General features: G+C 60.5%; 12 protein-coding genes. 7 read left to right on the top strand and 5 right to left on the bottom strand.

Going from position 1 to position 12079, the window contains the following annotated elements; translation table 11 throughout:
- Positions 1–71: 71 nt before the first annotated feature.
- From FFM53_RS24635 to oiaX, 4 genes are all read right to left on the bottom strand, one after another.
- Complete coding sequence (locus FFM53_RS24635) at positions 72–1013, bottom strand: D-ribose ABC transporter substrate-binding protein (protein WP_003550404.1); 942 nt, start codon at positions 1011–1013, stop codon at positions 72–74.
- A gap of 75 nt (positions 1014–1088) precedes the next feature.
- Positions 1089–1916: a phosphogluconate dehydrogenase C-terminal domain-containing protein gene (locus FFM53_RS24630; protein ID WP_138390434.1), complete on the bottom strand. Its 828-nt coding sequence runs from the start codon at positions 1914–1916 to the stop codon at positions 1089–1091.
- 121 nt (positions 1917–2037) lie between these two features.
- A complete protein-coding gene (locus tag FFM53_RS24625; RefSeq protein ID WP_138390518.1) occupies positions 2038–3375 on the bottom strand; it encodes a four-carbon acid sugar kinase family protein in 1338 nt (445 codons plus the stop codon).
- A gap of 5 nt (positions 3376–3380) precedes the next feature.
- On the bottom strand, positions 3381–4637 hold the full coding sequence (gene oiaX / locus FFM53_RS24620; RefSeq protein ID WP_138390435.1) for a 3-oxo-isoapionate-4-phosphate decarboxylase OiaX: 1257 nt from the start codon (positions 4635–4637) through the stop codon (positions 3381–3383).
- 176 nt (positions 4638–4813) lie between these two features.
- Between oiaX and FFM53_RS24615 the strand changes: the two genes are divergently transcribed.
- The 3 genes from FFM53_RS24615 to FFM53_RS24605 all read left to right on the top strand — a co-directional run bounded on the left by FFM53_RS24615 (position 4814) and on the right by FFM53_RS24605 (position 7035).
- Positions 4814–5518 (top strand): transcriptional regulator NanR, encoded by a 705-nt coding sequence (locus tag FFM53_RS24615; RefSeq protein WP_138390519.1) that lies wholly within the window; start codon positions 4814–4816, stop codon positions 5516–5518.
- Positions 5519–5719: 201 nt separating this feature from the next.
- Positions 5720–6040: a hypothetical protein gene (locus tag FFM53_RS24610; protein WP_138330810.1), complete on the top strand. Its 321-nt coding sequence runs from the start codon at positions 5720–5722 to the stop codon at positions 6038–6040.
- 467 nt (positions 6041–6507) lie between these two features.
- The gene (locus tag FFM53_RS24605) at positions 6508–7035 is read left to right on the top strand and encodes a sigma-70 family RNA polymerase sigma factor (RefSeq protein ID WP_138330811.1); all 528 of its coding nucleotides are present in this window, start codon (positions 6508–6510) and stop codon (positions 7033–7035) included.
- Between the two features lie 234 nt (positions 7036–7269).
- Here the strand turns inward: FFM53_RS24605 and FFM53_RS24600 are convergent, their stop codons facing one another.
- Complete coding sequence (locus FFM53_RS24600) at positions 7270–7521, bottom strand: hypothetical protein (RefSeq protein ID WP_246413277.1); 252 nt, start codon at positions 7519–7521, stop codon at positions 7270–7272.
- Positions 7522–8086: 565 nt separating this feature from the next.
- Here FFM53_RS24600 and FFM53_RS24595 point away from each other — a divergent pair.
- The 4 genes from FFM53_RS24595 to FFM53_RS24580 all read left to right on the top strand — a co-directional run bounded on the left by FFM53_RS24595 (position 8087) and on the right by FFM53_RS24580 (position 12076).
- Positions 8087–8845 (top strand): FadR/GntR family transcriptional regulator, encoded by a 759-nt coding sequence (locus FFM53_RS24595; protein WP_138390436.1) that lies wholly within the window; start codon positions 8087–8089, stop codon positions 8843–8845.
- A 23-nt stretch (positions 8846–8868) separates the two neighbouring features.
- Complete coding sequence (locus FFM53_RS24590; RefSeq protein WP_138390437.1) at positions 8869–9843, top strand: sialic acid TRAP transporter substrate-binding protein SiaP; 975 nt, start codon at positions 8869–8871, stop codon at positions 9841–9843.
- Between the two features lie 249 nt (positions 9844–10092).
- Entirely contained in the window at positions 10093–10665 is a 573-nt protein-coding gene (locus tag FFM53_RS24585; RefSeq protein ID WP_072641116.1) for a TRAP transporter small permease, read from the top strand.
- A 4-nt stretch (positions 10666–10669) separates the two neighbouring features.
- A complete protein-coding gene (locus FFM53_RS24580; protein ID WP_138330816.1) occupies positions 10670–12076 on the top strand; it encodes a TRAP transporter large permease in 1407 nt (468 codons plus the stop codon).
- Positions 12077–12079 lie beyond the last annotated feature (3 nt).

Below are 12079 nucleotides of genomic sequence, written 5' to 3'. Positions count from 1 at the left end.
TTTAAACCTCGACGTCTTGCAAAATGCATTACGGAGGGCGCAGCGCTGCGCCCTCCGCAATTCGCGGCTGATCAGTTCGTCAGGGCGAAGGTTTCGAGCTTGCCGGCATTGTCGGCATTGATGAGAACGCAATCCATCAACTGCTTCTCTTCCTTTGGCGTCGTCTTGTTCTTGATGTAGGCATCTGCCTGTTCCACTGCCAACTGGGCCTGCGCATAGGCGGGCTGCAGGACCGTTGCCTTGATGCCGCCCGACTTGATGGAGTCGCGCACGTCGTTGGAGCCATCGAAGCCGACGACAATCACGTCCTTGCGGCCGGCGGCCTGCAGCGCAGCGATCGCGCCCATGGCCATGGTGTCATTGCCTGAAATGACGCCCTTGATGTCGGGATTTGCCTGGAGGATGGTTTCCATCTTCGAATAGGCTTCCGTCTGGCTCCAGTTGGCCGACTGCTTGGCAACGGACTTCAGATCCGGATAGTCGTCGATGACGTCATGATAGCCTTGCGAGCGGATGCCCGCATTGGTGTCGGACTCCTTGCCCACCAGTTCGACGTAATTGCCCTTCTCGCCCATCAGCTTGACGAATTCCTGCGCCCCGAGCTGGGCGCCCTGATAGTTGTTCGAGACGATCTGGGCGACGGCAACGCCGGTCGCGTTGATTTCGCGGTCGATCAGGAAGGAAGGGATGCCTGCATCCTTCGCCTTCTTGACGGCGGCGACGGAGGCATCGGCTCCGGCATTGTCGAGGATGATCGCCTTGGCGCCGCGCCCGATCGCCGTGTCGATCATTTCGGACTGCTTGTTGGCGTCGTCGTCATGCGTCATGAGCAACGTCTCGTAGCCGAGCTCTTTCGCCTTGGCTTCGGCGCCGACGGCTTCGGCCTTGAAGAAGGGGTTGTCGTGCGCCGGCGTGATGATGGCGATGAGATCGGCCGAAAAGGCCGGAAGAGCCGTTCCAAGCGCCAGTGCGCCAGCAAAAGCTGCAAGTGTCAGTCTGCGCGTCAGTTTCATATTTTCCTCCCTGTTGTGACTAAAGCCCCTTCTCCCTGGGGCGGTTGAGGGGAGGGCTTGCCTCCCCAAGCCGGTTCAGGTGATGCGCCGGATGCTTTCGGCGATCTCCTGCGGTTCGAATACCTTTTTCCAGTCGTCGCGCATCAGCGCCGGGATGCCGAACTCGATCGCCTTGTTGCAGGCATCCGAGAACACGCCGTCGACTTCCTTGAAGATGACCGCGCCGAGCACGTTCATATGGCCGAGCAGGAAGTCGCGGGCGGCCTGTTCCGGCACGCCGCGTGCCACGCATTCGTCCATGGCCTGTCGCATGACGACGAGCAGCGATGCGCAGACGGTTTCCGACAAGCCCGGTTCGAGCATGGCAAGCTGGTCGACCGTGACCCGGTGCGAGCGCATGACCGGGGCCCAGATCAGCTTGGCGATTTCCTCGCCGAGCGCGTAGGCGCTTTCGGGGCCTTGCATCAGCGCCGAAACGATATGCTGCTTGGCGAAGAGGCCGCCGAAGTGGTCCTTTTTCGCCTGCATGTCCGTCTCGTCATTGAAGATCGGCGGATGGCAGGGATGGGTGACGAAATAGGTGAGATCGTCACGCTTCGGCAGGTGGCCGGCAAAGGGAGCCGCAGCGTCCAGCGCGATCACCATGGTGCCTGATGCGAGCTTGTCGACGATGCCTGCCGCGACTTTGCCGATCGCCGTGTCCGGCACGGCCAGGATCACCACGTCGGCCCCGTCGAGCCCGACATCGACGGGTACGCAATCGACACCGAGATCATTCTTCAAACGGGCCTTGCCTGCGTCGCTCACCTCGACATGGCGCACTTGGAAACGCGAGCCTTTGATATTTTTGGCGAGCCGGTATCCCATTTTCCCGCCTGCGCCGAAGAGGGCAATCTTAGTCATGTTTTCCTCACCTTTTCCGTTTCTGGATAGGATCATATACTGGTATGATGAGTCAATCACCATATCACTTAATTCATCTGATCCACACGTTTTTCTGCGCCAAGCCGGATCGGGGAAACCATCAGTGTTTCCTTCCGTCGCGGATCTGCGTGAAATAGCCGTCCGTCCCGACCTGACCGCCTTTAAGCGCGATCTGCAGGCCGTTGGTCGGCTGATAGTCGCCATGCGCAAGGCAAAGCGGAGAACCCGGCGTCTGGGGCAGCGGAAGAAGCGTCGTCAGCGCGTCGATCTTCAACTGTCTCAGTGCGTGACTGGATGTGTCGCCGCCGGCGACGACCGCACGTGAAAGTGCTTCGCTCTCGATCAGGCGGCGCAAGATCGTGCCGAGCGCGCTGCCGAGCCGGTGACGCGCACCCGGAAGCCTGTCGATGTCGGCGCCGCGGTCTGCGGACGGTCCAAGCGCGGTATAGAGGATGACGCTCTTGCCTTGCCGGAGCATCTGGATGCCGGCCTCTACCGCTGCATCCATCGCGCCTTCGCCGTGCTCCGAGACCAGTGCAAGCGGATCGAGCGCGATACTCTCGAAGCCGTTGTCGAGAGCCGTCCGGATCTGGCGCTCGGTCGTTGGCGATACGCTGCCCGAGACGACGGCGAGGCGATCAACCGGGCCGATATCGGGAAACTCGGCGCTGTTCGCGCCGATGAAACCGCTCCGCCGCCACGCGCTGAGCAGGGCATATTCGACACCCGAGGAGCCGGCGACGAAGCTTCCGGAACGGCCGGTGGCACGAAGCAACTGCCGACCCGCGGCCTCCTGCGTCGCCTCGGAGTCGACATCGATGAGCAGGATCCCTTCCGAAGGCGACGCCAGTTCGTCGATCCGCGCATCGGCATCCGGCGCGGTGATGGCGACAAGATCGGCGAGCATGACGGGAAGGCGGGTCTGCTTCGACAGATGCACCGCAAGGTCCGCCTCGTCCATCGGGGTCACCGGATGGCGGCTCATGACGGGATGGCGGTCGATGCGAAAGATCCGGCCCTGGTAAGCGGCAAAGAGGTTGCCGAATGCCGTATAGCGCTTCAGTTGCGGCGCGCCGACGATGACGGGCACGACGGATTGCCCGAATACCGAGCGGCCGATTTCGATCGCCTTGCCGATATTGCCGATCTCGGGGCTGGAATCGAAAGTCGAACAGACCTTGTAGTGGCAGATGTCGGCGCCGAGCGACTTCAGCCATTCGAAAGCGCGCGCAAGGTGCTCTTGCATCCAGGCGGGCGACTCGCTGCGGCTTGTTCCGGCAATGCCGATTGCCCGGCAATCCCTGAAGCGCGCGAACAGTTCCGGCGTCGGAACGTCGAGGAAGAGCACGGTCGACACACCGTTCGAGGCCAGCGCCTCCATGACATCGGTGGAGCCGGTGAAGTCATCCCCGTAATAGCTGACGAGAGGTCCATCCATCGTGCTCACGCGCCCTTGCCGTCGCTGAATTTTGCAATCGAGGCGGCGAGCTCCGGATGATCTTTCGCATAGGTCTCCAACGGGATGTCCGCGACCGCGGCCTGCCAGGCCTGCTGCACGGCCCGAACGCCGGCCGCCGGGCCGCCGGGGTGGCTGACGATGCCGCCGCCGCAGAGATAGAGAAGATCGACGGTGCGGCCGGTCCGTTGATAGGTCTCGGGGGCCTGTCCTCCCCACTGGCCCGAACCGGCAACCGGAAGCGGGCAATCGGAGGCATTAAACAGCGGCGTGCTGACGGCCTTGAAGGATGAGACGAAGCTGTCGTCCGGCTCCCAATATTTGACCCTGATACCGTTGATCTGAAACTGATCGACCCCGAGCAGCCGCCAGAATTGCTGGTAGACCTTGAAATCCATGCCGGCGCCGGGGTCGCGCGTCAGCACGTCCCAACCGTTTCGATGCGCGTGCAGCACCAGATTGGAGCGCTTGCGCAGAAAGCTCATGCCGCCGAAGCCGATCGAGTTGATGTTGACGACGGCGCAGTTGCCGCCGGCCTTGGCGACGATGTCGTGGTTGCGCATCATCTCGTCGGGGTCGGCATGCGAGATGCCGAAGGCATACATGACCTTCCTGCCGGTCTTCTGCTCGTGATCGAGAATGCGCGGCATGATCGCCGCAACGCGGTCCTTGAGCGGCGAATAGGCCGGGCTCATCAGTTTTTCGTCATCCTTGATGAAGTCGACGCCAGATGAGATCAGCTCGCCGACGAGTTCCGCCGTCTCGTGCGGTCTGAGACCAAGCGCCGGCTTGACGATCGTTCCGATGATGGGCCGGCCTTCGACGCCGGTGAGGCGCCGGCTTCCAGGAATGCCGAACTGCGGTCCGGGATGCGCGCTTTTGAAGGCTTCGGGCAGCGTCATGTCGACGATGCGGATACCGGTCATGCCCTTGATGGAGTAGACGCCGCCGATCGCAATGGTCATCAATGCCGAGAGGTCGGTGCCGATCGCATCCAGCGGAAAGGCGATGTTGACATCGGCGCGATGAAGCAACGTGCCAGGGGCGATCTCGGGCCAGGTCGGATGACGCGCATCTTCGAGCGGACGGATCGCCAGGACGCGGGCGGCGACACGTGATTTCAGCTCTTCGGTTTCACCGGGAACGGGTACGAAGGTACCGGTCGACTGGTCGCTCGCGATCTTTTCCGCCATCGCCTCGACGCTGCCGGGCGTTTCGATACGGTAGGTCAGGGTAATTATCATGAAACGGACGGTTGCTCCTCTCGCCACGCAGATTACCATGGCGTCAACTTGTGATCTGGTATAATGAGTATTCCAACTCATGAAAAGTAGAATCTTCGGATCCGCAAATTTTCGCCGACAGCTTTGTTCTCGACCCGGAAACTGTTAGGAGGAAACATTTGAGCCAGCGAGATGTGATGACCCAGCCCCTCGAACAAATCGTCCGCCGGAAACTCTCTGACGAAGTGTTTGATCGACTTGAACGAATGATTACCTCCGGCGAGCTTCAGCCCGGCGACGAAATGCCCTCCGAGCGGGTGCTGATGGAACGCTTCGGCGTCGGCCGGCCGGCGATCAGGGAGGCCATGCAATCCCTTGCCAACAAAGGTCTGGTCAGCATTTCACATGGCGAGCGGGCGAAGGTCCTCAGGCTGACGGCAAAGTCGATATTCCGCCAGGTCGATCTCACTGCCAAGATCATGCTGTCGCAATCGTCGGACTCGTTGGAATACCTCAAGAGCGCGCGCATCTTCTTCGAGCGGGGCATGGCACGGGAAGCCGCGCAGCGGGCCTCGGCAAATGATATTGCCGATCTCAGGAACGTCATCGAGCGCCAGCGAATGTCGCTTGGGCGGGCCGAAGAGTTCATCGACGCGGACATGGAGTTTCACACCCGCATCGCGCAGATATCAGGCAACCCGATCTACGTCGCCGTCAGCGAAGCGATGCTTGCCTGGCTGAAGGAATATCATACTGAGATGCTGATCTGGACCGGCAAGGAAAAATTCACGCTCGCCGAACACGACGAAATCGTCGACCGTCTGGCCGCAAACGACGTCGATGGCTCGGAAACGGCACTCCTCAAGCATCTCGAGCGGTCGCGAGCACTTTACGCGAAGTAATCTTCGCGAGCACAGTGTTCGCCGCTGGCCGGCACACCTGGGCATTATCACCCATCTCCTGATCCTGCCTCACGCCTTGACTCGGCGTGCCGGCTGCTCACGAGCCTATGGCATATTTGTAAACAGCGACTGCGGAACAATGATGTGACGGTGAGGTTGTGGCTAGGCGAACCACGCAAAGATCCCAAGGAGGATATCAAAATGCATATGAAACTCGTAGCAGCTTCTCTTTTCGCTATCGGCATGGCCACGTCTGCTTTCGCCCAGTCCAATCCGGCGCCGGCCGGTGCCACAATCGACAAAAACCAGGCCGATCAGGGTGGCGGCGCCACCAGCGACATGAAGGCCAAGAAGCCGATGGCAACGGATTCCACCACGACGAATTCCACGACCGGCGGCACGATGAAAACGGATAAGACCAAGTGCCCCAACCCGGTCAACAATTCCGCCAAGCTCCAGACACAAGGCGGCACGAGCAACGCGACCCCGATGGATGAGGCCTGCGCTGCGCATAATAATTGATCGGCCGCTTCACGAAAAAACCCCGCTCCGTGAACTGACCCCGAGGTTGGATGTCCAACTTTACGGGGTCAGTTCATCCGGCGGGGTTTTTGCGTGGGGAACTAAAGGAAGCACGGCCGCCGAGGCGGTGCCGGCATGATGGGTTTTAGGCCGCCTCTTCCTGGCATTTGCGGACGACGTGCGCGCTGCGTGAGTTTCCCTGTCGGTTGCCTCTTCTTCGGCGAGTGTTGCCTGCGGCTACGGAAGTGTCGTGCTGCTTTGCTCACGCGATCAACTGCCGTAGCGGGCGATCCATAGTGCCCGCCCGCGCTGGAAGAAAACCAGCCGGCCTTCGACGGCGACCGAAAGCCATTATTTCGTGAGATCGGCTGAGTTCCACGCAAACGGTGGCAATTGTATTGGTCCGGTATCGTACGGCAACGATTAGGACGTCCAGAACTTTCCTTTTCATCCAAGAGGAGAGGAAAATGACGTCTTTATCTACAGTACACTCTGCTTCTCACAGCAAAAAAACTTCCGCAATCGAGTTAGAGATCGTTGAATTGACGCCGGCATTACGCGCCTTTGCCAGAAGGTTCCTGCGCAGCGACGACGATATCGATGATCTCGTGCAAGAAACACTGATGAAGGCATTGAACTCGCTCCATCTCTATCACCCAGGCACCTCGCTCAAATCCTGGCTTTTCACCATCCTTCGAAACACGTTCTGCACCAATTATCGCAAGCAAAGACGGGAACCAGCTGGAATGGGCGTGGCGATGGACCAGGTGTCGATCGCGCCAACCCAGGAGTGGGCGCTGCGGGAGCGGGAGTTGCAACAGGCACTAACGCTTCTTCCCGACGACAGGCGCCGCGCCCTAACACTGGTGGCTACCGGAACGAGTTACGTGGACGCCGCCAGGATGTGCGGGTGCCGGATCGGCACATTGAAAAGCCGCGTGAGTCGCGCCCGCGAGTCCTTGCTGTTGATGCTGGGAAACCAACTCCTCGACTGACCACGCTTGCTGCCAGGCGATTCGCTCGGCGAGCCAGCGTCACCGAGGCTTTGCACATCCTTGGAAGTGGGCACTTCCTTATTCCACCTCAGGCTGTGAATCCGCACCACGCGTCCCCCAGAGCCGTCACGGCTGATGCCTACCAACTTCGTTGTATGCGAGGCGATTGCTGGGCTCAGTCGCCCGCGCACGGGGCCGGCCAGCCAAACAATGGGGCTCCCGGCCCGATGCGTTTCAGGCGCAATTTCGACGTGTTCGGCGGATTTGCCACTCCTTGTACGGCTTAAACATCTGTCCCGGGAAACGTCTTTCTATGGCGCTTTCGGTAAGGACGATTTTTGCGAAGTCTTCGTCATGAGGCGAAGGCTTAACCCAGGCTTCACCGCGGATTTCCAGATCAGCCATCATTGCGAAGAGCTCTTCATCCGTCATCGCCTCGAGAGCGGAGGCAAACGCCCGCTCCGCGACAGCCACAAAATATGTCACAGTGCACCTCCTGCCGAGGACGGCGTCTGTGCCCTCAATGCACAGCACGCTCACGGCGGTTTGCTTCTCGGTTACTTTCCAGGCAAATCCTTTTCGGTCGTCGCAGCCGCCGGAAGCCTGTTCTGCGACCCTTCTCTGTCGGACGCTCGAAGAGGGGCCGTGGGTGCACTGGCGACATAGAGGCCGAGTCCGAGGGCGCCGAGCGCAACCACGAAGGCACCTGCGATGGCCGCGGCCGACCGCTGTCCATCCTGTTTGATCATTCCAAAGCCAAGAGCAATTCCCAGGAGAACTGCTCCGCCCGCTACTGCAAAAAGCCAGAGGTAATTCATCGGCTCTACTCCAGATGTCGGCCACCGAACCCCGAATGACAACGAAGGTTCCCAGCGAACTCACAAACGCCCGCCACCCTCCGGGTAGAGAGGGCGGACGCCTTCATAGATACTCGTGTCTTGCGTTTGTGCGGCGGATTGACGCACAACTCAAGCAATGCTATTCAGGTACTAATTGGTCAGGCCAGTTGACCAGCTGTGCGGCTTGAGGAGAAGCCGCCGGGAGGCCCACGATGTTTTCGCCTGTTGAATCACGCCGTCTTTATCGGCAGGTTGCGGATCAGATTCGCCTGATGATCGCCAGCGGCGAGCTTGCCGTCGGCCAGCGGCTGCCGGCCGAGCGCGACCTGGCGGAGCAACTGTCGGTTTCACGCCCGACCGTCCGCGAGGCGTTGATCGTCCTGGAGGTCGAAGGCCTCATCAACATCCGCATGGGATCCGGCATCTATGTGGTGCGCCAGCATGCTGCGACCGTCACTGGGGCCGAGCGCGAGCCGGTGGAGGGGCCTTTCGAACTGCTGCAGGCGCGGGCCCTCATCGAATGCGCCATCGCCGAAGAAGCTGCCGGCCGCGCCAAGCCGGACGATATCGCCCTGCTCGATGAAGCTCTGACGCGCATGGGTGGCGTGGTCAACGATGCAATCGCAGTGCTCGATGCCGATCGCGCCTTCCACACCGGCATTGCCGCCATCGTCGGCAATGCAACATTGATCCGTGTAACGGGCGAGATGTTCGACATGCGCATGACCCCTTATTTCGCAAGGCTCGCCAGCCACTTCGAAGGGCCGACAACATGGCGCAGCGCCCTGGACGAGCATCGCGCCATTCGCGACGCGATCGCCGCCGGCGATGCGGCTGGCGCCAAGGCTGCGATGCGCGCCCATCTGACCATGTCGCAGAAGAGGTTTTCCGAGAGCTTCGGGGAGGAGTTTTCGGGGGAAGAGGAGCGCGGACGCAACAAGCGTCCGGCGAAAGGAAGTACCAAGACTTAACCCAAGCTCGGGAGGAGAGAGCAATGAAAAGCAGACTGGCAACGATACTTTGCACCGCAGCCGTGATCATGGCGAGTAGCGCAATCACGCAGGCCCAGACAGTGCTGAAATGGGCGCATGTCTATGAAACGTCCGAGCCCTTCCACACGGATTCCGTCTGGGCCGCAGAAGAGATCAACAAACGCACCGACGGGCGCTACAAGATCGAGGTCTATCCGGCATCGCAGCTCGGCAAGGAAGCCGACATCAACCAGGGCCTCAAGCTCGGGACCGTCGATGTTATCATCTCGGGATCGAGCTTTGCGGCGCGCGACTACAAGCCGATCGGCGTGACTTACTTCCCCTATATCTTCCGCGGTCCCGATCACCTGATCGCCTATACCAAGAGCGATGTCTTCAAGCGCCTTGCCAAAGGCTATGAAGACAAGACCGGCAACCACATCGCCGCCGTCAGCTATTACGGCACGCGCCACACGACATCAAACAAGCCGATCGCCAAATGCGCCGATATGCAGGGCTTGAAGATCCGCGTGCCTGACGTTCCGGCCTATCTCGCCATGCCGCGCGCATGCGGCGCCAACACGACGCCGATCGCCTTTGCCGAAGTCTATCTCGCTTTGCAGAACGGCACGGTCGAGGCACAGGAAAACCCGCTGACGACAATCGAGGCGAAGAAGTTCTACGAAGTCCAGAAGAACATCATCCTCACCGGCCACATCGTCGATCACCTCAACACGGTGGTCTCGAAGACGCGGTGGGCGAGCCTTTCCGACGAGGACAAGAAGATCTTCGGCGAGGTCATGCAGGAGGCCGCCGAGCGCACGAGCAAGACGATCGCCGGCAAGGAAAGCGGTCTTATTGCGACCTTCAAGGAAAAGGGCCTGAACGTCGCCGAGGTCGACAAGGCCGATTTCGAAAAGACCGTGATGGAAAAGGTCAAGTTCGAGGACTTCGGCTACGAGAAGGCCGATTGGGAAGCAATCCGCGCGATCCAGTAAACTCTGGCAACTTCGGTTGCCCCTCACCCTAACCCTCTCCCCGCCCGCGGGGAGAGGGGACGTGCCCCGCGAGAGGTTGGCGAGGAACGGAGAGGTCGCGGCATATCCCCTTCGCCCCGTTTACGGGGAGAAGGTGGCGGCAGCCGGATGAGGGGCCAGGTGCCGCCGAGCAAAGGACGATGTTTGTCGACAACTGAAGGGCGCGCCGCCAAGCGCGCTCCTCCTTCCCCAACTGGAACAAGGCCGATCATGTCGCAAGAAATTCATACGCAAATCACGGCCGAAGAAATCGGTCACGAGTTCGAAGGGCACGCGCCGACCGCAAACGTCTCGGATTATGCCATCGAAGACTGGATCACGCTGATCGTTTTCTGGCTGATGGCGGGTTGCGTCTTCCTGCAGTTCTTCACGCGCTATGTGCTGAACGACAGCTACGCGTGGACCGAGGAGATTGCGATCAACTGCCTGATCGGTGTCGTCTTTCTCGGTTCCGTCATGTGCGTGCGCACCTCGCGGCATATCCAGGTGGATGTGTTCTATCACTATATGCCTGCAGGCCTCGCGCGCGTGCTCGCCACTTTCGTCGATATCGTCCGCATCGGCTTTTTCGCTTATGGCTGCCATCTGATGTGGCGTTACGTCGACATCGTAGCGGACGAGCAGATGGTCACCATCGACCTGCCGCGCAACATCGTCTTCTACAGCGTTCTCGTCGCCTTCGTGCTGATGCTGATCCGAGCGGTTATCGTCTTCATCGCCAACATGCGCCGCGGCTACTCCGTTCTGGAGCGCCCCGAAGAATTCCAGACCATCGAGGGTTGATCAGATGCTGCTGCTTCTTGGTTCGTTTCTGGTGCTGATGCTGATCGGGGTGCCCGTCGCCATTTCGATGGCGGTCGCATCCGTGCTCTACATCGTCCTTTATGGCGTCGCGCCGGACATCATCGTCGCCCAGCGCATGATCGCCGGCGTCGAAAGCTTCCCGCTGCTCGCCGTGCCCTTCTTCATCCTCGCGGGCAACCTGATGAACTCGGCCGGCGTCACCGGCCGCATCTATTCCTTTGCCGTCGCTCTCGTCGGCTGGATGAAGGGCGGTCTTGCGCAAGTCAACATCATCGGTTCGGTGATCTTCTCCGGCATGTCCGGCACCGCGCTCGCCGATGCGGCCGGCATCGGCACGATCGAGATCAAGGCGATGAAGGATCACGGCTATCCGGTCGAGGCCGCGGTCGGCGTGACGGCGGCCTCGGCAACGCTTGGCCCGATCTTCCCGCCGTCACTGCCTTTCGTGATTTACGGTATGATGGCGAACGTCTCGATCGGCGCTCTTTTCATGGCGGGCATCCTGCCCGGCATCGTCATGACGCTGTTGATGATGGTCACGGTCGCCGCCTTTGCTTATAAGAAGCGGTGGGGCTCGGATGCGCCGTTTAATGTCAGAGAGCTCCTATCGGCGGGGATGGAAATCGTCGTCGTCCTGGCGGTGCCGCTGGCCATCTATCTGCTGATGCAGGCGGGCGTATCGATGAATGTTGCGGCGGGCATTGCCCTTGCCCTGCTTCTCGCCCTTGACTGGTATTTCCGCTTCTCCGCCGTCATGGCGCTGATGACGCCCGTCATCCTGATCGGCGGCATGACCATGGGCTGGTTCACGCCGACGGAGGCGGCCGTCGCAGCCGTCCTCTGGTCTCTCTTCCTCGGTCTGGTGCGCTACCGCACGATGACGCCCTCGACGCTCGCCAAGGCAAGTTTCGATACGATCGAGACGACGGCATCGGTTCTCTTCATCGTCACCGCGGCATCGGTCTTCGCATGGCTGCTGACGGTGAGCCAGGCGGCCCAACTCTTGTCCGATGCGATCCTGTCGATCACCGACAACAAATGGGTTTTCCTGATCCTCGTGAACCTGCTGATGCTGTTCGTCGGCTGCTTCCTGGATACGATCGCGGCCATCACCATCCTCGTGCCGATCCTTCTGCCGATCGTCCTGAAGTTCGGGATCGATCCGGTCCAGTTCGGTCTCATCATGACGCTGAACCTGATGATCGGCCTGCTGCACCCACCGCTCGGCATGGTGCTTTTCGTGCTGTCGAGGGTCGCGAAACTCTCCGTCGAACGCACGACCATGGCGATCCTGCCCTGGCTGGTGCCGCTCTTCCTGGCGCTGATCCTGATCACCTTCGTGCCCGCCATATCGCTGTGGCTGCCGCAGCAGCTTGGACTGCTGAGATAGGAG

The sequence above is a fragment of the Rhizobium indicum genome (assembly GCF_005862305.2).
Lineage (GTDB): Bacteria > Pseudomonadota > Alphaproteobacteria > Rhizobiales > Rhizobiaceae > Rhizobium > Rhizobium indicum.
This window is presented reverse-complemented; position numbering and strand designations above follow the sequence as displayed.

What these genes read in the sequence shown, in the direction of transcription:
- FFM53_RS24635 (WP_003550404.1), bottom strand. Translation starts at nt 1,013, where the DNA reads ATGAAACTGACGCGCAGACTGACACTTGCAGCTTTTGCTGGCGCACTG.
- FFM53_RS24630 (WP_138390434.1), bottom strand. Translation starts at nt 1,916, where the DNA reads ATGACTAAGATTGCCCTCTTCGGCGCAGGCGGGAAAATGGGATACCGG.
- oiaX (WP_138390435.1), bottom strand. Translation starts at nt 4,637, where the DNA reads ATGATAATTACCCTGACCTACCGTATCGAAACGCCCGGCAGCGTCGAG.
- FFM53_RS24615 (WP_138390519.1), top strand. Translation starts at nt 4,814, where the DNA reads ATGACCCAGCCCCTCGAACAAATCGTCCGCCGGAAACTCTCTGACGAA.
- FFM53_RS24625 (WP_138390518.1), bottom strand. Translation starts at nt 3,375, where the DNA reads ATGGATGGACCTCTCGTCAGCTATTACGGGGATGACTTCACCGGCTCC.
- FFM53_RS24590 (WP_138390437.1), top strand. Translation starts at nt 8,869, where the DNA reads ATGAAAAGCAGACTGGCAACGATACTTTGCACCGCAGCCGTGATCATG.
- FFM53_RS24610 (WP_138330810.1), top strand. Translation starts at nt 5,720, where the DNA reads ATGCATATGAAACTCGTAGCAGCTTCTCTTTTCGCTATCGGCATGGCC.
- FFM53_RS24605 (WP_138330811.1), top strand. Translation starts at nt 6,508, where the DNA reads ATGACGTCTTTATCTACAGTACACTCTGCTTCTCACAGCAAAAAAACT.
- FFM53_RS24580 (WP_138330816.1), top strand. Translation starts at nt 10,670, where the DNA reads ATGCTGCTGCTTCTTGGTTCGTTTCTGGTGCTGATGCTGATCGGGGTG.
- FFM53_RS24595 (WP_138390436.1), top strand. Translation starts at nt 8,087, where the DNA reads ATGTTTTCGCCTGTTGAATCACGCCGTCTTTATCGGCAGGTTGCGGAT.
- FFM53_RS24585 (WP_072641116.1), top strand. Translation starts at nt 10,093, where the DNA reads ATGTCGCAAGAAATTCATACGCAAATCACGGCCGAAGAAATCGGTCAC.